Below are 23,629 nucleotides of genomic sequence, written 5' to 3'. Positions count from 1 at the left end.
TCAACGTGACCGACCGACCCACGTGGCGAAGATCGATTCGACGAGCAACAACACGAGCAGGCCGCACGCCAGGTCGCGCCAGATCTCGCGGCCCGTCGGCGAGAACTGCTCGGCGCCGTCGCCGCGGACGGCGACGACCTCGACGTCCAGCGGCTCCATCAACTTCCTCAACTCGTCCGACTCGATCCGTTCGAGCCGACTCTCGCGGGCGTCGGGGTTCGCGGCGTACACGTCTTGCTGCGTGCCGAGCGGCCCTTCGTCCCAGGCGAGGCGGTAAACCCCGGCGCGGCGGGATTCGGGGAACTGGATCGCGACGGCCGGCCCTCGCTCATCGGTCGGCTGTTCTTCGAGCGGGACCGCCGCCAGCGAGGTCGGCTCGGCGCCCCCGGGAGGGGTGAGCCGGACGTTGCCGACCTGCTGGCTGGTGTGAATCACCCGCCGGACCGCGTCGCCGGCCGTGATCGTGTTGTCCAGCCGCGTCGGCCGGGCCGCCCCTCGGACGGCTTCCCGGACGGCCAGCACGAAGCTCGGCTCGATCGGCCAGTCGTTGCCCGCACGGTCGGCGGTAGTCGTCCAGAGCAAGACCCGGCCCTCGCCCGCGATCCGCTCGGCCACGGCCGGCGAACGGCCGGGGTCGTTCCAGCGGGCCAAAACCCGCGCCTGGTCCTTGTCGTTCTCCTTCTCGGCCCGCCCCTCGTCGACCGTCATGAACTGCCGGACCGCGATCCGCTCCAGAGCCGAAGGCTTCAGCTCCATGAGCTTTTCCAGCGGCGACGGCCGGACCGGCTCGACGATCAGGCCGCGAATGCTCGCGTCGGACAGCGACTTCATCGGGAACGGCAGCAGCCGGCTCTCGGCTCGGTACAAGAGGTCGTTGTAGAGGCCGACGTCGAGCTTGCTTCCGGTGAAGATCATCAGGCCCATGCCGGCCCGCACCAGCCGGCCGAGGCGGTCGGCCTGCTCGGTCGTCGGCGCGGCCACGTTCGCGAGGACCAGGACGTCGGCGGGCTCCAACCGCTGCGAGAGGAAGTCCTGATCGGGGACGACCTCGACGCGCCAGGCCTCGGCCGCCCCCACGCCGATCGACAACGGCGCGGCCAGGTAGTCGACCTCGGACCCGAACGGCTCGGTCGAAGGCTCGCCGTCGACCAGGCGGATCAGGAGCGAGTCCTTGACCGCGACGGCCGACCAGCGCTGATTGTCGCCCGGGAGTTCGTCCTCGGGGAGCTGGAGCGAGAACTCGTGCGGCCCCGAGCCCGGAAACGCCACCGACAGCGGCAGCCTCGCGGTCGTGTGCGGCGCGATTTCCGGTAGGGTCAGCTCGCTCGGCTTGTCGTCCACCCGGAGCACGGCCTTGGCCCCCACGAGCGTCCGGGGCGAGTCGTTGCGAATCACCGCCTCCCAGGCGCTCGGGGCCCCGGCCAGGACCGTGCGATCCACCGGAACGATCGATTCCAGGGCGACGTTGGCGGCCTCGGGAACTCCGACGTCGACGACCCGGACCCGGACGCCTTCCTCGCTCCACCGCCGAGTCACGGCGGCCACCTCGCGATCCCAGCCGCTGCGCCGCAGGTCGGTCAGGATGGTCAGTTGCTTGGTCGGGTACGTACACGACTTCAAGACCTCGTCGACCGCTTCCAGGACCACCGGCCAGGCGGCGTGCGTGGCGCTCAACGACACGGCCGAGGCCGAGGCGGCCAGCTCGTCGCGGCGGCTCCCCTCGACGTCGTGCACGACGGGGTCGCGGGGCGACGAGGTCCGCAGCACGGTGCAGCGGTCCTGGGGCCGAACCGTCCCCAGCAGCGACGCCGCGGCCTGCACGGCGCGGTCGAAGGCCGGGGCCTCGCCGGCCGCGTAGCCCATGCTGAGCGAGTCGTCGATCAGGACGATCTGGCTCGACCGACCTCCCTGGCCGATCCACTTTTCCATGCCCGTCGGGCTGGGAATCGGCCGCGCGAGGAAGAAGAACAGCAGCACCGGCAGCGCGATCCGCAGCAACAGCAGAAGCAGCTCTTCAAGCTGGATCTTCCGCCGATTGCGCTGGATGGTCAGCCGGAGATAATGCATCGGCGCCCATTCCACGCGGCGGAACCGGCGACGGTTCAGCAGGTGGATGATGATGGGGATCGCGCCGAGGATCGTCCCCCAGATCAGGAGTGGGCTTAGAAACGTCATGGCGTCGAGGTCGTCGTCCAGGATCAGGCCAGTGAGTCGTCAGTGCGTCCGCCGTGGTCTTGGTCTAACGCAGGCCCTGCCGGCTGGCTTCTTGCCGGGAGTGGAGGAAGTAGCTGAGCGACGAACCCAGCGGCTCGTCGGTGAAGAACCGAACGTGGTCGTACCCCCGCGCGCCGCACTCCTTCTTCACGCCCGCGAGGAAGTCGTCCATCGCGGCCTGGTACGACCGCCGGAAGGCCCAGGGCTCGGCGAACAGCTCCTCCTCCCCCTCGATGTCCTTGAAGATCGTCGGGCCGTCGAACGGGAGGTCCATCTCGTCGTGATCAAGCACCTGCATGATGAGGACCTCGTGGCCGCTGAACCGGAGCCGGTTGAGGCCGGCGTACAGCGCGTCGAGGTCGGTGAGCAGGTCCGAGACGATCACGATCATGTTGCGACGGCGGAACTGGTCGCCGAGCGAGACGAGCATCTTGCCCAGCTCGGTCTTCCGCGACGGCCGGCACTTCTCCAGGAGCCCCGTGATCATCAGGATCTGCGCCTGGGTGGCCCGAGGGGGAGCGACCGTCACGGCCGATTCGTCGAACAGCACGAGGCCGACCGGGTCTTGCTGGCGGGTCAGCAGCATCGCCAGCGAGACGACGAGCGTCGAGGCGTAGTCGAACTTGCTGAGCGCCGCGCGCTTGCCCTGGTAGTTCATCGACGCGCTGGCGTCGACGAGGAAAGTGACCCGGACGTTGCTCTCTTCCTCATACTGCTTGATGTAGTGGCGGTCGGACCGGGCGTAGACCCGCCAGTCGAGGCGGCGGAGGTCCTCGCCGGGGGAGTATTCGCGGTACTCGGCGAACTCGACGTTGAAGCCGTGGAACGGACTGCGGTGCTGGCCGCTGATCGCCCCCTCGACCAGCCGTCGCGATCGCAGATTCAGGTCGGCGACCTGCGCGATGGCGTCAGGATCGGAATATTTCCGAGGCGGCTGCATCGGGCGCTCCCTTCCGTACGGGGACGTCTTTGAGCAGCCGGGCCACGATCGTGTCGCTCGTCTCGCCGGACGCCTGCGCGTTGTAGTTGACCACCAGCCGATGACGAAGCACCGGCTGGGCGACGGCGCGGAGGTCGTCGACCGAGACGCTCGGCCGGCCTTCGAGCGCGGCCTTGGCCTTGGAGGCGAGGATCAACGACTGCCCCGCGCGAGGGCCGGCACCCCAGGAGAGCCATTCGTCGATGTACTTCGGCCCGCCGTACTCGGTCCCCCGGGTCGCCCGGACGAGGTCCATCGCGTAGTCGATGCAGTGGTCCGAGACGGGGACCCGGCGGACGACGCGCTGGAGGGCCTTGATCCGCTCGCCGTCGACGATCGGCGTGATCTCGGCCTGGTCGACGCCGGTCGTCAGCCGGTAGATCCGCCGCTCCTCGTCGGGCGTGGGATAGGTGATGAACACCTTGAACAGGAACCGGTCGAGCTGCGCCTCGGGGAGCGGGTACGTCCCCTCCTGCTCGATCGGGTTCTGCGTCGCCAGCACGAAGAACGGGTCGGGCAAGACGTGGCGGTGGCCGCCGGCGGTCACCTGCCGCTCTTGCATCGCCTCCAGCAGCGCGGCCTGGGTCTTGGGAGGCGTGCGGTTGATCTCGTCGGCGAGGATCAGGTTGGCGAAGATCGGCCCCGGCACGAACCGAAGCTCACGCGCGCCGCTCTGGCGGTCCTCGTACAGCACTTCGGTGCCCGTGATGTCGCTGGGCATCAGGTCGGGCGTGAACTGGATGCGGTTGAAGTCGAGCGACAGCGACTGCGCGAGCGCATGAACCATCAGCGTCTTCGCCAGGCCGGGCACCCCTTCGAGGATGCAATGGCCGCGGGCGAAGACGGCCATCAGCAGTTGCTCGACGACCTCGTCCTGACCGACGATCTGCCGGCTTATCTGGCGGCGGATGTCTTCATGGACGGATCGCAGGTCGTCCAGTTCCGAAAGATCCAGCTCATCGACGGCGGTGCTCAAGATCACGTCCCCTTCTCAACGCTGGAAGACCGGAAGAAACTTGAACGGCAGTTGGAGGATGATGACGGCGATGGACGTCCCGTAGACCTCGCCGATGCCGTCGCCGTTCCACGACCCGTCGGGGTTCTGTTGCCCCAGAAGCTGGTCGCGGGCGGCGGGGAAATACTTGTCCCAGTACTGGTCGCCAGCCATATAAAAGCCTTGCGACGCGTAGAGATGCGAGTAATACGCGTGGCCGTCCCCCTTGTCCCAGCCCTCGGCGGCCTGAAACTTGTCCCAGACGTATTTGAGGCAGTCGGTCGCGATGGCCCCCTCGAACTGCCCCGCGTTGTAGAGCGTGGCGACCGCCGCCGCCGAGATCGGCAGCCTCGGCCCGGTGGGAGAGCTGAGCGAGTACTGGATGCCGCCTTCCGGGGTCCGACACTTCTCCAGATACTTGACCGCCTCTTCGATGACCGCGCGGGGGACGAGGAAGCCGGCGTTCTGCGCGGCGCGGAGCGCCTGGACTTGGGTGACCGTCACCGAGCCTTCGTCGCCCGAGCCGGGCGTGTACGTCCAGCCGCCGGCGCCGCTCTGGCCCTGGCTGGTCAGGGCGACGGCCTTGCGCACGGCCACCTGCACCTGCTTCCGCAGCGCCTCCTTGGTGATCATCCCGTAGACGCTCGCCAGGAACATGAGGGCGAAGCCGTGGCCGTGCATCGGGATGCCGCCGTCCTGGCTCGGCCCGGTGATCAGGCCGGTCGGCGTCGCGCACCGCACCAGATATTCGACGGCCCCTTGCACCGACTTGGCGTATTTGCCGCGGGTCGGCGAGTCGCCGTGAGCCAGCAACGCCGTGCCGGCCAGACCAGTCATCGCCACGGGGTAGACCTGGCCGCCGCCGGTGATCCAAGACCCGTCGTCGGCCTGCTGGCTCGCAAGGTAGTCGAGGCCCTTCTGAACGGCCCGGAGCGTCTCGGGCGTCACGTGCTTGGGCAAGACCTCGTTCTCGGCGGCGCGGCCGAGCCCCAGGCCGTCGAGCCGGCCGGCGCCGCCAATCGCGGCCAGGAACGACGCCCCGGCGGCGCAGCGGTTCAGAAAGTCGCGACGCGTCGTGGGTTCGCCGCGACGACGCGGAGATCGGCGTTCAAGTCGGCTCATTGCGACGGTCCTTTGGCTTTGCCGTCGGTCTTGGGGTGGATCGCGAACCGCACTTGCAGCTCGACCCGGACGGGGATCTCCTGGAACTTGGCCGTCTCCAGCCGCTTCCGGGGGACCTCGTCGGTGTTCGGCTGCGCGACGTGGTCGGCCGGGGCGACGACCTCGCGGACGGCCAGCACCGGCCCCAGTTCCAGCCCGCTCAGGCGGGCCAACCGCTCGGCTCGCGTCCTGGCGTCGGCGACCGCCTTCTCATAGGCCTGTTCCTGAACCTTCTCGTAATCTTCGAGAACGAATCGGACCAGGCCCGACGTGGGATTCATTCCATACCGGTAGTAGTAAAATTCATATTGGCGGGCGGCCCCACCCGCGCCCCGGCGTCCTGGGCGACGTCGAGCAGCCGGCCGACGAGCTGGAGCACGCCTTCCTCGTCCATCGCGCCGATGTCGGCCGCCTTGACGACCAGCTTCCGCGAGAGCTGCACCTCGGTCTTGGTTTTCGTGTTTTGGTTGAAGTCGAAATAATAGGGGTTCATCATCGCCCCCTTCTGGTCGACGAGCAGCCCGCGCTCCTCGACGGCGACGTTGGCGAGCTTGAGCGCCGCGAAGGCGTCGCGGACCCGCTTCTTGGAATCGCGGAACTTGACGATCGCGTCGCCGGTCAATTCGGCCGAGGCGGAGACGTCGAGATCGACCTCGGCGAGGTTCGGCTTGGCCCCGATCGTCGCCTTGCCGACGACGGTCAGCCCCTCGATATTCTGGGGGACGCCCGTCCCGAAGCCCGGCTCATAGAACTGGGCGCGGGCCGGGCCGGAAAGCGCGAGGAGGCCGACGACGACCGCGGTCGCGGCGCGGAAACCTGGAACGGAGCGGAGCGAGACGGAAGTGGGCGTCATCTCGAAGTCTTCTCCTTCGGGGTGGCGGACTCGCCCCGCGCGGACGCGTCAGCGCCGGCGGTCCGCCTCGGATACGCGGTGATCGTGCGATTGGAGACGGCCAGCAGGAGATCGTCGGTCAACACGAGATCGCCGCCGGCGGAGCCCAGGTCTTGACCTCGGAAGATCCGCCGGACGTCCCCCGAGCGGGGGTCGAGCTCGAAGATGCCCCGGGGGGTCAACTGAAAGAGGCCGTCGGACCGGACGAGTACGGCGCCGTCGAGGCTGCCGCCGGGCAGCTTCGTCGCCCACGACAGCCCGCGCGTCTTGAGATCGAGCGAGCCCAGCTCCTGACCGCCCAGATAGAGAGAGCGGTCGTCGACGCCCAGGAGCCGCGCGTCCTTGCTGACCGGCCGCTCCCAGAGCGCCTTCATCCGGTTCGGGTCGATGGCGTACAGCCTGCTCGACTGCGCTCCCTTGACCAAGATCGCGTCGCCGTTTTCGAGCGGGCGGCCGCTGACGGCCTGCGGCTCCTGGACCCGGTTGTACGAGAAGAAGTACATTTCCGCCTGCGGCGCGTCGGTCTTGTAGCCGTACCCCCAGTCGAGCGCGCCGGTGCCGGCGTCGAGCCGGGCCAGCACGCCGACGTGCGTGTCGATGTAGAGCGACCCCGCGCGGAGGAACAGGCGGACCTGCGGCGAGTTGTCGCGCATATTGTAGTAGTAAAACCGTTGCTGCCCCTGGCGGAAGACGCCGATCTCGCGCTTCCAGAGCAGCTTGCCGTCGTGTGGTTGGATCGCCAGCACCATCTGCTCGGGCAGGGGTTGGCTCTGCTGGGGGTTCGGCTGCGCCTTGGCCGGGATGAACATCGTGCCGTCGCTCAGGAGCGGCGGTCCGTTGAGGTCGAAGAGCGCGTATTCCGGCAGGTCGGTCGACTTCCAGACGAGCTCGCCGTTGTCGGCCCTCCGGCAGGCCAGATGGAACGGCGCCATGTAGTTCTGGTCCTTCAGGTCGCGGGCGACGGTCCAGACGTACTCGCGCGAGGCGAGGATCGCGAACCGGCCGGGCGTGGCCATCTGCCCGCCTTGCTGCATGGCCAGGTTTTCGAGGTGATGGAACGCCTCGGTGCGCCAGAGCAGCTTGCCGCTGTCGAGGTCGACCGCGACGATGTGGCCCAGGTAGTTGGCGAAGAGCGTCGATCCCTCGACCGCCACGGCGGGCTTGGCGTCGCTGAGGCTGTTCGACCGCCACTGGTTCAGCTCGGCGGGCGTCATCCCCGCCTCGATCGACTCGGCGATCCGCAACTGCCAGTCGGGCTCGATCGGGCGGCCGAGATCAAGCGAGGCCTCGGCCGCGGCCGGCGTCGGACCGGCGGTCTCGGCCAGGGCGGCGGCGGGCGGATCGGCTTCGAGCAGCCGCCGCAGCAACTCGGCCGGGGCGGCGGTCGTCCCGCCGATCGTCACCTTGTCTTCCTTGTAGCGGTCGGCGAGATCGGCCCGGATCTGATCGAACTCCGTCCGCCGTCCCGCCCGCGCCAGAGCCAGCGCCGACTTGAGCGCGATCGTCGCGGGCGAAAGGTTGGTGTCGGGGCGGTCGTGGAGGATCGAGAGCCAGCAGTCGGCCGCGCGGTCGAACCGGCCCATCTCGAAATAGATGTCGCCCAGGCGGTCGGCCGCGTCGTCGCCGATCGTGGTGGTGAAGTAGGCCGAGTAGATCCGCTCAAGGTTCGCCAGCTCGGTCGGCCCCTCGGCGTCGGCGAACAGCTTCTGCGCCTCGGCGTCGTAGAACAGCCGGTACGCCGCCTGACCTTCCGGGGGGAGCGCGGTGAGCACCTGCCGCCGCTTCTGGGCCACCGGGATGATGAAGCCCGAGTCGCCGTCGACGAACCGCAGCGCCTGATCCTCGGTGATCGTGTACAGCGCCTTGAGCGCGCGCTCCCAGGCGCTTCGCCGCTGGAACCGCTCGAAATCGTCGAGCGCCTCCTTAACCTCGGTCGTGGCCGGAGGCATCTGCAACGGTCGCGCCGGGTTGTCGTTGGAGACCTTGTCCTCCTCGTCCTTCGGGGCCTGCCCCAACGCCAGAGCCGGCGCGAGCAGCAAGAGCGCGATCGCACTTCGCATCGAGATCATGCCGCCTCCGTCGAAGGAACGCTTGTTTTCGAACGCTCGCCTCAGAACCCGGACGTCTTCATTCAAGGGCGGACCGATCGAAGAACCGACGGTCCGAGACTCGTAAGAGACAGTTGTAGTGACCTCCATTCCACCCTGCAAGAAAAATCGCTTAAATGTTTCATTTCTGGCTTGGCGTTCTTACGACAGTCGTATTAGGATTGCGCCATGCGGCACATCTCTGGAGAACGGCCGGTTCACAATGCGACGGAGGGACTCGCAATGCGGGGAACACGTTCGGCGACGGTCTACGGCATGACGCTGTCGGGTTTTTGTCTGTGTCTTGGGTTGATTTCAACACGCGGAACCGTCCGCGCGGGAGACGAAGCGGCGGCGGTCAAACCCGACCCGATCGCGGTCGGCTACGAGATCTTCAACCGCGAATGGATGCCCAACGATCCGCGCGGCCACGGCGGCGACGGGCTGGGCCCGGTGTACAACGACACTTCGTGCGTCGCCTGCCACAACGCGGGAGGCGGCGGCGGAGGCGGCCCGAACAGCAAGAACATCGACGTGCTGAGCGCGTCGCAGTTCATGGGAGGCGTGGTCGTTCAATCGCCCATCAGCCCCATCCCCGCCAAGACCGATTCGACCTCTGCATTAACAACCGTCGATCAGTTGATCGATTTTCACGCCGGGTTCAAGGGGGGCCGAACGGTCGTCCTCCACAAGTTCGGTAGTGATCCGAACTACAATGACTGGCGGGCCCGAACAGTCCAGCGGCTGCTCGGCCAGGTCGGCGTCCCCGGCGTGTTCCAGGTCCAAACACGGGGGCCGGTGTTTCTTTCCCAAAACCCCGACGTCGCACCGGCCGAGCCGAAGAACTCCCGTAGCGACGAGCAGATTCAACGGATTCGCGCGGCCGTCCGGGCCGCCTCGGCGTCGAGTCGGCAATCGACGGTCGTCGGTCCGTTCAAGGTCGCGGGGTCGCAGCGCAATCCGACGGCCCTGTTCGGTCTCGGGCTGGTCGATGCGATTTCCGAGCATGACATCGACGCGGCGGCCAAGAAGCAGGCGATGGAGACGCCCGACGTCAAGGGGCGCGTCAGCCGGCTCAAGGACGGTCGGGTCGGCCGACTCGGCTGGAAGGGCCAGACGGCGAACGTCGAGGACTTCGTCCTGAACGCCTGCGCCGTCGAGATCGGCCTGGAAGTCCCCGGCCATCCGCAGGCGAGCAGCCCGCAAGCGCCGAAGTATCGCACGACGGGCCTCGATCTGACGGCCGACGAATGCTCGTCGCTGGTCGCCTACGTCCGCAGCCTGCCCCGGCCGATCGAGCGGCAGGCGTCGGGCCTCGCCGAGGCGAAGCACGTCGCGGCCGGCAAGGCGGCCTTCGCCAGCGTCGGCTGCGCGACTTGCCACACGCCCAAACTCGGCGGCGTCGCCGGCCTCTACAGCGATCTGCTGCTTCACGACATGGGCGACGACACCGCGGACGACGGCTCGTACTCCGACGGCTTCGACGGCAGCGACGACCCGTTCGGCCCCGAATCCGGTCCGATCGCGGCGAACGCGGCGAACGGCAAGCCGGCCCCCGCGCGTCAGGCTCGCGGGGCCTCGCAGCGCGAATGGCGGACGCCCCCCTTGTGGGGCTTCCGCGACTCGGGCCCGTACCTCCACGACGGCCGGGCGCAGAGCCTTGATGAAGCCGTCGCGCTTCACGGCGGCCAGGGTGAAAAGGCGGCGAAGGCGTTCTTCGCGCTCTCGCCGCGCGAGCGGCTCCAAGTGGAGGCGTTCCTGAAATCGTTGACCGCGCCCGCGCCGGTCGCCCTCGTCCAGCGCGGCGAATAAGCCGACGAAAAACCCGGGGGGAACTCTCCAATGCGATGGAATGACGCGACCGCGCGCCCCCGGGTCGGCCCGGGCTTGCACCGGGCGCTGATCCTGGCCTGCCTCGCCTTCCGGCTCCTCGCCGGGGGCGTGCGGGCCGAGGACGGCCCCATCGATTCGATCAACCCCAAGGGAAACAGCGGGCGCGTGCTCGCGGTCGCCTTCACGCCCGACGGCAAAACCCTGGCCACGGCGGGTTCGGAGGGCGTCGCCAAGCTCTGGGACGTCGCCAAAGGCTCGGTTCGCTTCGATCTTCGCGGCCACGACGGCGAGGTCCGCAGCCTCGCCGTCTCGCCCGACGAAAAAACCATCGCGACCGGCGGCGCCGACAAGACGATACGCCTCTGGAACACGGCCGACGGCCAAGCCAAGGGGGTCCTGACCGGCCACACCGACGCCGTCGCCGCGCTCGTGTTCATCTCGGATGGAAAGACGCTCGCATCAGGTGGCCCGGATGCGACGATCCGACTCTGGGACGTCGCCGCGATGCACCCCACGAAGACGCTCGAAGGACTTGGCGTGGGCGTCCTGGGACTCGCCACGTCCTCGACGGGGAACCACCTGGCCTCAGCCGGCGACGACAGGATCATCCGGCTCTGGGATCTGTCCGATGGCGGTGAACCCCGGATCATTGGGCGGATCGACGCCAAGCTGTGCTGCGTCGCGTTCTCGCCGGACGGAACCCGCGTGGCCGCGGGCGGACTCGACAAGACGGTCAGGATCTGGCCGACCGATCCCACCCCTGAAAACCAAGACCCATCCACCCGGCGACGGCCCTCGCGGATGGTCGCAGCCACGGCGGTCGGCGGAGCCGTGCTCGCCTTGGCGTTCGCGCCGGACGGGAAGAGCCTGGCGGCGAGCGTTTCCAACGCGCCGCCCGGAGCCTCGGCGCCCGGAACGATCGTGATCCTCGACGTCGCCACGTTTCAGGTGCGAAACCGCCTCCAGGGCCACCTCAGCGACGTCTACTCCGTGGCGTATTCGCCGGACGGCGGGACGCTGGCCTCGGGTGGAGATCGGTGCGTCCGGCTGAACTGGAACAACGTTTCTCAAGACGTGCGAGCGTCCTGGCTCGGCCCCTGGCCGGAAGGGCCCGTGGAGAACCGGCCGATGAGGCATCTCGGCCTGGTCGAGGCGGCTGCGTTCACGCCAGACGGCCGCGCGGTGATCACGGCGAGCGGCGACCCGGAAGTCCGCTTCTGGGACCTGGCGACCCACGAAGTTCGCCGGGGCCTTCACGACTCCTCGGGCGCCGTCCACGCGATCGCCGTCAGTCCCGACGGCAAGCGGCTCGCGACCGGCGGCGAGGGGAAGATGGTCAAGATCTGGGATCTCGAAACAGGTCGCGTGCGGGCGACGCGGGCGAGCCACCTGGGCGCGATCACCTGCCTGGCGTACTCCCACGACGGCAAGACCCTCGCGTCCGGCAGCCGCGACGCGTCGGTCTCGGTATGGAACGACGCCACCGGCGAGGAGAAGCTGACCCTCGCCCGTCACACCAGCGCGATCACGCACCTGGCTTTCGCCCCCGACGACAAGGCGCTCGCGACCAGCTCGCTCGACTGGACCGCCAAGCTCTGGGACCTGGATTCCGGCGCAATGCGGCGCTCGTTCGACGGTCACGGCGACTCCGTCGAGTCGGTCGCGTTCACCCCCGACGGCAAGACCCTGATCTCGACCGGCCGCGACGGCTCGACCCGATTCTGGAACGTCACGGACGGGACCGAGCGAGGCGCCTCCCGCAAGCAAGACGTGGGCGTCGGGCTGGTCGTGATTCTGCCCGGGGAGCAGGCCATGATCACGGGGAGCACCGACGGGGCGATCCGCCGCTGGTCGATGGCCGACGACCAGCTCGAATCGATGAGCGCCAGAGCGCATGCGGGACCGATCTCGACCCTCGCGCTTTCCCCGGACGGCAACGTGCTGGCGTCCGGCGGCGGCCACGAACTCAAGCTCTGGATCGTCAAAACCGACCTGGCGCCCCGGCCTTTCGCGGCCGTCGTCGCCAAGGTGACTTCACTGGCGATCTCGGCCGACGGCAAGACGCTGGCCTCGGCGACGGCCGACGGCGTGGTCCAGGTCTGGAACCTTCCGGCGGGCCGCGAACGCGTCATGCCGGTCCGGCTCGCTGCGGGCGAAGTCCAGATGGCCCTCTCGGCCGACGGCAAGCGGCTGGCCACGCTTCTGAACGCGTCGCAGCAGGGCTCCAGCCTGCGGATCTGGGACGCGACGACCCTGGAACCGCTCGACCTGCTGGCCGTCGAGACCGTCGGCGCGCGACGGCTGGCGTTCACTCCCGACGGCCGGTTCCTGGCGACGGCCGGCGACACGGTCGGGCTCTGGGGGCTGGGCGACGAGACGCCGGTCCGCCGGCTCAAGGGAGCGCCGGGCTTCGTCCGCTCGATCGCCGTTTCTCCCGACGGCGACACGGTCGCCACGGCGGGCGGCGACGGGGCCGTCATGCTCTGGGACGTCCCCGAGAAAAGCTTTCGCGGTTCGCTCGAAGGGCATACGCATTCCGCGACGGTCGTCGCCTTCGCCCCCGACGGCAAGACGCTGGCGTCCGGCTCGTCCGACACGACCGTCCGACTCTGGGACGTCGCCGGACGCACCGCGATCGCGACGCTCGAAGGGTCCAAGGGGCCGATCACGGCCCTGGCGTTCCGGCCCGACGGCGCGTTGCTCGCCTCGTCGTCGCGGGGCGATGCGACCGTTCGACTCTGGGACGTCGCCAACCGCCGCCTCACCGCGAAGCTCGCCTCCCCCGCCTCCGCGCCGACCGAGGAAACGACCTCGCTGGCGTTCTCGGCCGACGGTGGCACCCTCTACACCGGCGGCGACCGGGGAATCACGGCCTGGGACGTCTCGCCGAACAGCCGGGCGCTGGCGCCGGGCTCGAACTCGCCACCTCCGCCAGCCGACCCGCGCCCATGATCACAATTGCGCGTTCATCCACGTGGAAACGGCACCCCAATCTCCTTGCCACGCCCCACGTCAGCGGTGTATCTTATAAGGTCAGTGATCGGCGGCGGACTTGGCTCCATCGCCGACTTTTCGCGGGCTGATTCTTGATTCCGTTCCCGCGGGTGCGAAGCACGTCGGCGAGGGGTGCGATGCGGCTTATCGGTTTCGAGCGATGGGGACGTTGGGGAATTGGGGCGCTCTTGCTGCTCCTGTCCCACGGTCTCTTCATGACTCGATCCGCTCAGGCCGGCTGCGACCACCTCGCTTCAGCCCGACCACCCCGATGGTCGATCGTCTACCATCTCGACGCTTTGGTCGCCGGCGGTTCGTCAACCTCGCTCCCAGCCGATCCGGCCCGCGAACCTCAGGCGGGCGAAGTCCCGAAGGCTCCCGCGCCTTGCTCGGGCCCGGGTTGCTCCAGCCAAGACCCCGCGCCGGCCTCGACGGTCCTTCCCGACACCGACCACTTCGACCGCTGGGGCGATCTGAGCATCCTGGCGATCGTACCGATCATGTCTCGTTGGACCCGGACGGTCGAAGGATCGACGGCCCGACCGACCGGGCGCAAGCCGTCGATCTTCCATCCTCCTCCGCGCCGGCTGGCCGACCGCTCGATCGACCTTGTGATTTGCAGCCGTTGAACCGGTTGGCTTGCGAGCATCGTACCGAGCGAATTCCGCCCTCGCCCGCTCATCGCTAATCGATCGGTCGATCGCCGCGCTCGAGAAGCGCGGCGGCCTTGTGCTCGACCCGAGCGGTTCTCTCTGATCGTTCCACCCGGCCGCCGTGCACGACGGCATCGGCCCAGGATCGTCGACGCGGCCTTCGACGCTTGGATCAACGGTTGACGGTAAGAGTTGAGCGCCAAGGATGGGAGCGCTCTGGCGATCGTTCGTCGTCGAAAGCCAGATCTCGGGTCGATCCCGTCTCGACTTCCTCTTCCCCGGAGCAGATTCGATGAACCCACGAACACCGCGTCGACCGATCCTGGCCATCGCCAGAGCCATCCTGGCCGCAAGCTGCATCGCGGCCCTGGCCCTATCGGGAGGGTGCGGGAAAGAGGCGAGCGGGCCGCCGGGCTCGGGGCCGACCAAGGTCCGAATCGGCTACCTCGGCCTGACGTGCGAGGCGGCGATGTTCGCGGCGTATGAGAACGGCTACTACAAGGAAGAGGGCCTGGACGTCGAGTTCGTCAAGACCGACTGGGACAGCCTGCGCGACGGCCTGGGGCTCGGCCGGTTCGACGCGAATTACCACCTCATCATGTATCTACTCAAGCCGATCGAGAAGGGCCTGGACGTGAAGCTCACGGGCGGGATCCACTCGGGTTGCCTGCGGCTTCAAGCGGGGGCGAAGTCCGACATCAAGTCGGTCGCGGATATGAAGGGAAAGCGGATCGGCGTGCCGACGGCTCTGGGAAGTCCGCCGTTCCTCTTCAGCAGCCGGGTACTGAAGGCGGCCGGCATGGATCCGGCGAAGGACGTCGAATGGGTGGCGATGGCGCCCGACGTCCTGGGCCTGGCCCTCGACAACGGCCAGATCGACGCGGTGTGCGACGCCGAGCCGATCGGCACGATTTTGCTCTCGCAGAACAAGGTCCGGACGATCGCCGACTCGGCGGTGGACGAACCGTACAGCGGCGAGTACTGCTGCGCCGTGGTGGTCAGCGGCAATCTGGCCCGAAAAGACCCGGCGACGGCGGCCAAGGTGACGCGGGCGCTCCTCAAGGGGGCCGCGTGGGTGGACCTCAACCCGACGGCGGCGGCCAAGCTCTCGGTCGAGAAGAATTACGTCGCCTCGTCGGTGGAAGTGAACGCCCAGGCGATCTCGAAGCTGAAGTACACGCCGGGAGTCGCGCGGTGCCGCGAGAGCGTCCTGCTGGCGTCGAAGGAGATGAAGGAGATCGGCCTGCTCGGCTCGACGACCGATCCCACGGAACTGGCCAAGAACGCCTGGCAGGACCTCGACGGCGTGACCGACGAGTGGCTGAAGGGGTTGAAGGTCGAGAAGGTCGCCGGAGGCGGTCCGCCGCCGCCGATGGACCCCGACCGCCTCGCCGCGCTCTTCGCCAGCGCAAAGGATTTCCGATTCATGTGCGACAATTGCGAGTCCGGGGGCGACCTTTGCGGCCAGTGAGCCGGCGGTCGGCGCCGGCGTCTTGACGGCCCCCGGCGCATCGCCGGGCCCAAACGTGTTGCGACCATCCTTGGAGATGACGGGAGTTTCGGTCTTGTCCTCAGAAAGTTCGAGATCCTCCATGGCGACGGGGCCGGCTGGCACCGCGCCGGCCTCTGGCGGCGGGCTTGCCGCGGCGGCGGTGCTCTCGTCGTCGATCGCGGCGTTGTCCGCGCTGGCGCTTCACTGGACGCTGCCGAGTCGACAATCGCCGGTGCCCACCCGGCTCTATCCGATCCTGCTTGAAGGCCTGCTGGCCGTATCGATCGCCGTGGCCGTGGTCCATTGGGCGTGGCCGCGGTTGCGGCCCTGGGCGCGTCACCACGCCCCGCTGATGGCCGGGGGAATCGTCGCGCTCGTGATCTGGGATCTGGTCACCCTCAAGCTGGCCTTGATGCCGTTGCCCTACTTCCCCGGCCCGGATATGGTCTTTCAGGGCATGTGGGACGATCGAGGGATGCTGTTCGAGAGTACCTATCACTCGTTGATCCTGCTGTTCACCGGTTACTTCGCGGGCGTGGCGGCCGGCCTGGTCAGCGGAATCCTTATCGGCTGGTTCCGCAACGTCCGCTATTGGGGCATGCCGGTGATGAAGGTGGTGGGGCCGATCCCCGCGACGGCCTACATCCCGCTGGTGATGGCGCTGTTCAGCAACGCCTTCGTCTCGGGGAGCGCCCTGATCGCCATGGCGGTCTGGTTCCCGATGACGATGCTCACCGCTTCCGGCATCGCCAACGTCCCGGTTTCGTACCTCGACGTCGCGCGGACCCTCGGGGCCGGGCGACGGTACTTGATCTTCCGCGTCGCCATTCCGGCGGCGATGCCGAGCATCTTCCTCGGCCTGTTCATGGGGCTGGGCGCTTCGTTCCTGACCTTGATCGCGGCCGAGACGGTCGGGGTGAAGGCGGGCCTGGGGTGGTATCTCAAGTGGCAGCAGGGTTACGTGGAATACGCCAAGGTCTACGCGGCTCTGATCATCATGGCGGCGTTCTTTTCGGGCCTCATGACGCTCTTGTTCGCCGTGCGGGATCGCGTGCTCGGCTGGCAGAAGGGCGTGATCCGGTGGTGATATGAGTCTTCTCAACGGCGACGAAACGAAAGACGAAGGGTCGTCACTGCTGGTCTCCGACGTCACCAAAAGCTACCGCTCCGCGGACGGGGCGAGCTTGCTCGCGCTCGACGGTTTTTCGCTGTCGGTCGCGGCGGGCGAGATGGTGTCGTTGATCGGGCCCAGCGGGTGCGGCAAGTCGACGCTTCTGCGGCTCATCGCCGGGCTGGAACAGCCCGATTCGGGCGAGTTGCGGGTCGGAAGCACGCCGATCACCGGCCCCAGCGCCGAGCGCGGGCTGATGTTCCAGGACCCGAACTTGTTCCCCTGGCTGAGCGTCCGCCGCAACATCCAGACGGGTCTTGTCGCGCGCGGCATTCTCCATCGCCATCGCCATGAAGTCGAGGAATTCCTCCGTCTCGTCGGCCTCGAAGCGTTCGCCGACCGTTATCCCCACCAGCTCTCGGGCGGCATGGCGCAGCGGGCGGCGCTGGCCCGGGCGCTGATCAACCACCCCAAGGTGTTGCTGCTCGACGAGCCGCTGGGGGCGCTCGACCAGTTCACGCGGATGAGGATGCAAGACGAGGTCTTGCGGCTGTGGCAGGCGCGCGGCACGACGATGGTCCTGGTGACGCACGACATCGACGAGGCCATCTACATGAGCGACCGGATCGTCGTCGTGACCCCTCGGCCGGGCCGCATCGAGCGCGTGATCGACGTCGACCTGGAACGGCCTCGGCTCCGCAACAGTCACCCGTTCATGGAACTCCGCGCGGAGATCCTGGAGTTGCTGCACTTCGCCGGCGGCGGAACCGACGAGACCGCCGAATCAAACGCGGTCCATCCCCCGGCCTGGCCGCGACGGAGCGAATCATGAGCGATCCAACCACGCCACGATCGAGTTTCGCGCGGCCCCTGGCCCTGGCGCTGGCGGCGATCCTCGTCTGCGCCGGCCTGGCGGGCGTGTTCCTGCTTCGACGCGGGGAGATCATGCCGGCGCAGCCGGCGGCGGACGGCTTGCCGGCTCCCGGCTCGGACGTCTACCGCGAGATGGTCTCGGCGTTCTACGAAGGGGTCGCGGCACTCGACGCCGACGCCGTCGAGTGCGCCAAGGCGGCGCTCGCCCGCGCGACGGAGCTGATCCCCGGGGAGCCGGCCGCGTGGGCCGACCTGGCGCTTTTGAAGCTCCGTCTGGGCGATTACGACGGCGCGGCCGCCAACCTGGAGCGCGCCCGGGGCCTCGCCCCCGACAGCGGGGCGATCGCACGGCTGCTCGGGCTCCTCGAAAGTCGCCGAGGACAATTCGCCGAGGCGATCACGCATCTGCGGCGGGCGGTCGAACTCGACGCCGGCGACCTGAAATCGAGGTTCGCGCTGGTCAAGGAGGTCGAGCGTCAGGCCGATCCCGACAGCGACGCCGAGGCGCTCCGGCTGGCGGTCGCGCTGTCGGAATTACTGCCGGACAACGTCGTCGTCCTGCTCGAACGAGCCCGACTGGCCGCGAAGCAGGGCGAATCACAGACGCTCGGCGACACCGTCGAGCGGCTCGGCAAGCTCGCCCCCTCGTGGCCGTCCAAGGCGCAAGAGATCTACGCTGAACTGGAGCAGGCCGCGAAAACCAATCCGCGAGCCGCCGCGACGCGCGTGGTCTTTCTGCGCAACCTGCTTCTGCCGACGCTCCCCTTCCGTCAGGCCCTGACCACGGTCGAGACGCCGGTCGGGACGGTCGGCGAACCGATCACGAAGTTCTTGAAGCTGGCCCAGCCGCCGCTCGTGGTCGCAGCGCCGGACGAGGCGCTCACGTTCACCGTCGAGCCCACGGGCGAGGCGGGCCCGACGGCGGCCGTCACGATCGTGGCCACGCCGCTGACCGGCGACGGGCCGACGACGCTGTTCGCGGCCGACGCCGAGTCCGTGCGGCGGCTCGACAAGGCGGGAACGCCGCTGCCGTTCCCCGGTCGCCCGGGATCGCCCCCGTCAGCTCATGGCGTGCTGGCGATCGACTGGAACTCCGACTACCTGCTGGACCTCGTGCTCGCCGGGGCAGGGGGGCTGAAGGTCTATCAGCAGAAAGAGGACGGGACGTTCACCGACGTGACCGCGGCGACCAAGCTCGATCCGGCCGTCCTGGGCGCCGACCTCTTCGGCGCATGGGCCGCGGACGTCGAGATGGACGGCGATCTCGACCTGGTGCTCGGAGCCAGAAGCGGCAAGACGACGGTGCTGAGAAACAACGGCGACGGCTCGTTCACGGCGATCGACCTCTTTGGAGCGACGAACGACCTCCGCGACTTCGTATGGGCCGACCTCGACGGCGACGGCGATCCCGACGCCGCGCTGCTCGACGCCAAGGGGGGGCTGCGGATCGAGTCGAACGAACGCGCGGGCAAGTACCAACCCCGAACCGCTCCGGAGGGACTGGCGGCTCTCACCGCCCTGGCCGTCGCCGACCTGAACGGCGATGGAAACATCGACCTGCTGGCGATGCGAGCCGACGGGACGGTTCTTCAGATCACCGACCGTGACGAGGGGAAAGCGTGGGACACGGTCGAAGCCGTCCGGTCGCCGGGGGCTGTCGGCGACGGCGCGCGGCTTCTCGTCGCGGACCTCGACAACAACGGCGCTCCCGACCTGGTCGGCTGGGGATCGACCGGCGGCTGGATTCAGCTCGCCGACGGCAAGGGGGGCTTCCGCGCGTCGACCGCGCCGGCCGGGCTCAGCGTGTTCGCCGTCGCCGACCTGAACGACGACGGCCGCCTCGACCTGGCGGGCCTCGCCGAGAAAGGCCACCCCGCCCGAGGGCTCGGCCGGGGGTCGAAGGACTACCACTGGCTGGCCGTCCGACCCCGAGGCGCGAAGACGTTCGGCGACGGCCGGATCAACTCGTTCGGGCTCGGCGGCGAGGTCCAGGTTCGGGCCGGACTACTCGTCCAGAAGCAGGTGATCACCGGGCCGATCCTCCACATCGGGCTGGGCGAGAACCTTGGCTTCGACATCGCCCGGATCGTCTGGCCCAACGGGACCATGCAGACCGAATGCCACAACAAGGCCGACCTGGTGTTGCCCGCCGAGCAGCGGCTCAAGGGCTCGTGCCCGTTCCTCTACGCCTTCGACGGGACCGCCGTGCGGTTCGTGACCGACTTCATCTGGAGGTCGCCCCTGGGCCTTCGGATCAACGCCCAGGACACCGCCGGCGTCGCGCAGACCGAGGACTGGGTCAAAATACGAGGCGATCAGCTCGCCGCGAAAGACGGATTCTACGACGTACGGATCACCGCCGAGTTGTGGGAAACCCATTACTGGGACCACGCCTCGCTGATGGTCGTCGATCACCCGTCGGGAACCGAGGTCTTCGTCGACGAGCGGTTCGCCCGGCAACCGCCCCGCTTGGCCGTTCACTCGACCGGGCCGCCGCACCCCGTGGCTTCCGCCCGCGACGATCAGGGCCGCGACGTGACCGAAGCGGTCGCCGCCCGTGACGGCCGCTATCTGGACGACTTCGGCCGGGGTTTCTACCAGGGCGTGACGCGCGACCACTGGGTCGAGGTCGAGATCGGCGACGACGTCCCGCGCGACCGGCCGCTTCGACTCGTCGCGTACGGCTGGATTCATCCGACCGACAGCTCGATCAACGTCGCCATCGGCCAGGGGACCGGGATCAAGCCTCAGGGGCTGATCCTGGAAGTCCCCACCCCCGACGGCGGCGGCTGGAAGGTCGCACGCGACGACCTCGGCTTCCCGGCGGGCAAGAACAAGACGATCCTCGTCGATCTCGACGGCCTCTTCGCTCCCGGCGCTCCCCGGCGGCTCCGGCTTCGCACGAACCTGGAGATCTACTGGGATTCGCTCGCCGTGGCCGAGGCCGCGCCCGAGACGACCTTGAAGACGCAGCGGCTCCCGCCGGAGTCGGCCGAGTTCCGCCGGCGCGGGTACTCGTTGATGACGCAAGCGAACGCCAGCTCGCCCGAGCTGCCGGACTACGGAACGCTCGGCGCCACAGGTCAGCCGTGGCGGGACTTGATCGGCTACTACACGCGGTACGGCGACGTCCGCGAGCTGCTGGAGAAGGTCGACGACCGCTACGTGATCGCCAACGCGGGGGACGAACTGGCCCTCCGCTTCCCCGCGCCTCCGCCGCCGCCGTCGGGCTGGGTCCGCGATTTCGTCATGATCGGCGACGGCTGGAACAAGGACGGCGACTACAACACCGCCTTCTCCAAGACCGTTCTACCCCTGCCGTCGCACTCGCAGACGAGCTACGACGCCCCCCCGGGCGCGCTTGAGGACGATCCGGTGTATCGCTTACATCCGGACGATTGGCGGCAGTATCATACACGTTACGTCACGCCGAGCGATTTCCAGGATGGGATCAGGCCCCGGTTGGAGAATCGGCCCGCTCGCAAATCGGAGTCGAAGCCATGAGGCGATACACCCAGGCAGCCGCCATCGTCATCTTCGTCGGCCTGCTCGGCGCGTTGAAGGTCTTGAACAACAGCTCCACGTCGAGCGCGCCAGCGCCGGTCGCTGAGACCGATCGGAAGGCCGCCGAAGGCTCGCCGACGGCCGCCGCCGATCGCAAGGCGTCGCGGTACGGGCTCGACCTGCAAGAGGTGTCGAAATCGGCCGGCGTGGATTTCGTCCACCAGGCGCCGAAGCTCGACGCGAAGCTCGACCACATCATGCCCCAGATCGCCTCGATGGGGGCGTCGGTCGCCGTCGCCGACTTCGACCGCGACGGCTGGCAGGATTTTTACACGACCGACAGCGGCGAAGGGAGCAAGAACCGCCTCTACAAGAACCTGGGCGACGGCACGTTCCGCGACGTGGCCGAATCGCTCGGGGTCGCCGACCTCAATCAGCTTGGCACCGGCGTGTCGATGGGCTCGCTCTGGGGCGACTACGACAACGACGGCTTCGAGGATCTGTTCGTCTACAAATGGGGACGGCAGGAGCTGTTCCACAACGACGCCGGCAAGGGCTTCACGCGCGTCACCGAGAAGGCCGGTTTCCCCGCCTGGATCAACGCCGGCTGCTCGACCTGGCTCGACTTCGACCGCGACGGCCGCCTCGACCTGTTCGTCGCCGGCTACTGGGACGACAAGCTCAATCTCTGGGATCTCAAGAACACGAAGATGATGCCCGAGAGCTTCGAGTACGCCAAGAACGGCGGCCGGAAGTACCTGTTTCGCAACAAGGGGGACGGGACGTTCGAGGACGTCACGGCGGCCGCTGGAATCGACAGCAACCGCTGGGCGCTCTGCGTCGCCGCGGCCGACCTCCGGGGCACCGGCTATCCCGACCTGTTCATCGCCAACGATTACGGCGTCTCGGAGCTGTTCGCCAACCAGCAGGGCCGCACCTTCCGCGACGTCGGCAAGACGACCGGCGTCGGCGCCTCCCCGAAAAGCGGAATGAACGTGGCCTTTGGCGACGTCTTCAACCAGGGCAAACTCTCGGTCTACGTGACGAACATCTCCGAGGAAGGGGTGCTGATCCAGGGCAACAACCTCTGGGTCCCCAAGGAGGGAACCTCGGGCGATTCGTTGCACTACGAGAACCTCGCCAGCACCCTCGGGGTCGAGCTGGGGGGCTGGAGCTTCGGCGCCCAGTTCGGCGACCTCAACAACGACGGCACCCAGGACCTGATCCTCACCAACGGCTACGTCTCGGCGGAGAAGGGGACGAGCTACTGGTACGAGTTCTCGATGGTGGCCGGCGGCAACAGCACGATCATCTCCGACGCCAAGAACTGGCCGCCGATGAAGGGCAAGAGCCTCTCGGGCTACCAGCAGAAGAAGGTCTGGCTCAACGACGGAGCAGGCCACTTCAGCGAGGTCGCCCAGGCGGTCGGGTACACCGACACCCACGACGGCCGCGGCGTGGCGCTCGTGGACCTCTGGAACCGGGGCGTCCTCGACGTCTTGATCGCCAACCAGAAGGGGCCGCTGCTCGTCTACAAGAACGGGGTTCCGCCCGATCGCGCATGGATCGATTTCGAGCTGACCGGAACCAAATCGAACCGGGGCGCGATCGGCGCGCAGGTCCGGCTGTTCTGGAACGGCCAGGAGCAGCTCCAGGAAGTCCACGGCAGCAGCGGCTACTCCGCCCAGAACCAGCGTCGCGTCCATTTCGGGCTCGGCAAGGACCCGAAGATCGAGAAGGCCGTCGTCCGCTGGCCCTCCGGCGCCGTTCAAACCCTTGAGGCCCCGGCCGTGGGGCAAGTCCATAAGCTGGAGGAGCCCCGATGACCACGACGATCTCAAGCCCCGCGCCCGCACCTTCGCCGTCGTCGCCTGGCCCGCGAAAGCGACCGCATTTCTTCAGCCTCGAAAACCGGTTCCTCGCGCCGGTGCTGATCACCGGCATCCTGCTCGCCGGCCAGCTCACCTTCGGCTTCCTGGAGAGCTATACGCGGACGCTGCTGGCGATCGGAGCCAGCATCGCGATGGAGCTGATCCTGGGCCGGTTGATGCTCGGCAAATGGCCCCACCTGGCAAGCGCGTATATCACGGGGATCAGCATCGGCATCCTGATCCGGTCGCCGGCCTACTGGCCGTACATCCTGTGCGCGCTGATCTCGATCACGTCGAAATACGCGATCCGATGGCACGGCAGGCACATCTGGAACCCCTCGAACCTGGGCGTGAGCGCCATGTTGTTCCTGGCGCCAGCCTCGGTGGCCAGCCTGAGCATCCAGTGGGGCAACGCCCTTTGGCCGATGCTCATCATCTGGGCGTTGGGCTCGGCGATCATCTGGCGGCTGAAGCGGTTCCACATCTGCGCGACCTACGTCGCTACGTTCCTGGCGCTCGCCGGCGTGCGCAGCATGATCACGGGCGATCCGTGGCTGGCGGCCGTCGCGCCGATCACCGGGCCGATGTACCAGCTCTACGTCTTCTTCATGATCACCGACCCGAAGACGACGGTGCGATCGTGGCGCGGCCAGTGCGTAGTCGCCTTCCTGGTGGCCGTGGCCGAGGCGATTCTGCGCCTTAACCGCGTCGTTCATGCGCCGTACTACGCGCTGTTCCTGGTAGGGCCGGCCGCGGTCGTCATCGAGATCTGGTGGAACGAGCACCGTCGGGCCGCCCTCCAGCGGGCCGACGATGAGCATGCCCACGAAACGAAGCCCGCCCTCGTTGAAGCGTCGACGTGCGGTACGTCCGCGAATCCGGTTCAGTCGCTCTGAGCCTGACGCGAAATCTTGTTTGTGATCCAGGCGTCGAGCCTGCGTTTTCCCCGATGCGGGCGAAAGCCCGCAACC

The 23,629-nt window shown here is 68.1% G+C and carries 16 protein-coding genes; 9 read left to right on the top strand and 7 right to left on the bottom strand.

Annotated features, from left to right (window positions below):
• The 7 genes from BSF38_RS04700 to BSF38_RS04675 form a co-directional block, all read right to left on the bottom strand.
• Window positions 1-2,175 carry a BatA domain-containing protein gene (locus BSF38_RS04700; RefSeq protein WP_076343684.1) on the bottom strand — a complete coding sequence of 725 codons (2,175 nt, stop codon included), beginning with the start codon at window positions 2,173-2,175 and terminating at the stop codon, window positions 1-3.
• A gap of 64 nt (window positions 2,176-2,239) precedes the next feature.
• Entirely contained in the window at window positions 2,240-3,154 is a 915-nt protein-coding gene (locus BSF38_RS04695) for a DUF58 domain-containing protein (RefSeq protein ID WP_076343683.1), read from the bottom strand.
• Entirely contained in the window at window positions 3,123-4,169 is a 1,047-nt protein-coding gene (locus BSF38_RS04690) for an AAA family ATPase (protein WP_076350594.1), read from the bottom strand. The genes BSF38_RS04695 and BSF38_RS04690 overlap by 32 nt, the downstream gene beginning before the upstream one ends.
• A gap of 15 nt (window positions 4,170-4,184) precedes the next feature.
• Entirely contained in the window at window positions 4,185-5,309 is a 1,125-nt protein-coding gene (locus BSF38_RS04685; RefSeq protein ID WP_076343682.1) for a prenyltransferase/squalene oxidase repeat-containing protein, read from the bottom strand.
• The gene (locus tag BSF38_RS31870) at window positions 5,306-5,629 is read right to left on the bottom strand and encodes an SIMPL domain-containing protein (protein ID WP_237170737.1); all 324 of its coding nucleotides are present in this window, start codon (window positions 5,627-5,629) and stop codon (window positions 5,306-5,308) included. Before BSF38_RS31870 ends, BSF38_RS04685 begins: the two co-directional genes overlap by 4 nt.
• A complete protein-coding gene (locus BSF38_RS31865) occupies window positions 5,626-6,201 on the bottom strand; it encodes an SIMPL domain-containing protein (protein WP_237170736.1) in 576 nt (191 codons plus the stop codon). Before BSF38_RS31865 ends, BSF38_RS31870 begins: the two co-directional genes overlap by 4 nt.
• Window positions 6,198-8,309: an outer membrane protein assembly factor BamB family protein gene (locus tag BSF38_RS04675; RefSeq protein ID WP_076350593.1), complete on the bottom strand. Its 2,112-nt coding sequence runs from the start codon at window positions 8,307-8,309 to the stop codon at window positions 6,198-6,200. The genes BSF38_RS31865 and BSF38_RS04675 overlap by 4 nt, the downstream gene beginning before the upstream one ends.
• Before the next feature lie 261 nt (window positions 8,310-8,570).
• Here BSF38_RS04675 and BSF38_RS04670 point away from each other — a divergent pair, with 261 nt between their 5' ends.
• From BSF38_RS04670 to BSF38_RS04630, 9 genes are all read left to right on the top strand, one after another.
• On the top strand, window positions 8,571-10,139 hold the full coding sequence (locus tag BSF38_RS04670; RefSeq protein WP_145951967.1) for a di-heme oxidoredictase family protein: 1,569 nt from the start codon (window positions 8,571-8,573) through the stop codon (window positions 10,137-10,139).
• A 30-nt stretch (window positions 10,140-10,169) separates the two neighbouring features.
• A complete protein-coding gene (locus tag BSF38_RS04665) occupies window positions 10,170-13,112 on the top strand; it encodes a WD40 repeat domain-containing protein (RefSeq protein ID WP_076343680.1) in 2,943 nt (980 codons plus the stop codon).
• Window positions 13,113-13,291: 179 nt separating this feature from the next.
• A complete protein-coding gene (locus BSF38_RS04660) occupies window positions 13,292-13,783 on the top strand; it encodes a hypothetical protein (protein WP_145951966.1) in 492 nt (163 codons plus the stop codon).
• 316 nt (window positions 13,784-14,099) lie between these two features.
• Window positions 14,100-15,278: an ABC transporter substrate-binding protein gene (locus BSF38_RS04655; protein WP_168189307.1), complete on the top strand. Its 1,179-nt coding sequence runs from the start codon at window positions 14,100-14,102 to the stop codon at window positions 15,276-15,278.
• Window positions 15,279-15,399: 121 nt separating this feature from the next.
• Window positions 15,400-16,386 carry an ABC transporter permease gene (locus tag BSF38_RS04650; RefSeq protein ID WP_076343677.1) on the top strand — a complete coding sequence of 329 codons (987 nt, stop codon included), beginning with the start codon at window positions 15,400-15,402 and terminating at the stop codon, window positions 16,384-16,386.
• Window position 16,387: 1 nt separating this feature from the next.
• Complete coding sequence (locus tag BSF38_RS04645) at window positions 16,388-17,242, top strand: ABC transporter ATP-binding protein (protein WP_076343676.1); 855 nt, start codon at window positions 16,388-16,390, stop codon at window positions 17,240-17,242.
• A complete protein-coding gene (locus tag BSF38_RS04640; RefSeq protein ID WP_076343675.1) occupies window positions 17,239-20,787 on the top strand; it encodes an FG-GAP-like repeat-containing protein in 3,549 nt (1,182 codons plus the stop codon). Before BSF38_RS04645 ends, BSF38_RS04640 begins: the two co-directional genes overlap by 4 nt.
• A complete protein-coding gene (locus tag BSF38_RS04635) occupies window positions 20,784-22,613 on the top strand; it encodes a CRTAC1 family protein (protein WP_076343674.1) in 1,830 nt (609 codons plus the stop codon). The genes BSF38_RS04640 and BSF38_RS04635 overlap by 4 nt, the downstream gene beginning before the upstream one ends.
• A complete protein-coding gene (locus BSF38_RS04630) occupies window positions 22,610-23,554 on the top strand; it encodes a hypothetical protein (protein WP_076343673.1) in 945 nt (314 codons plus the stop codon). The genes BSF38_RS04635 and BSF38_RS04630 overlap by 4 nt, the downstream gene beginning before the upstream one ends.
• Window positions 23,555-23,629 lie beyond the last annotated feature (75 nt).

It is taken from the genome of Paludisphaera borealis, assembly GCF_001956985.1.
Lineage (GTDB): Bacteria > Planctomycetota > Planctomycetia > Isosphaerales > Isosphaeraceae > Paludisphaera > Paludisphaera borealis.
This window is presented reverse-complemented; position numbering and strand designations above follow the sequence as displayed.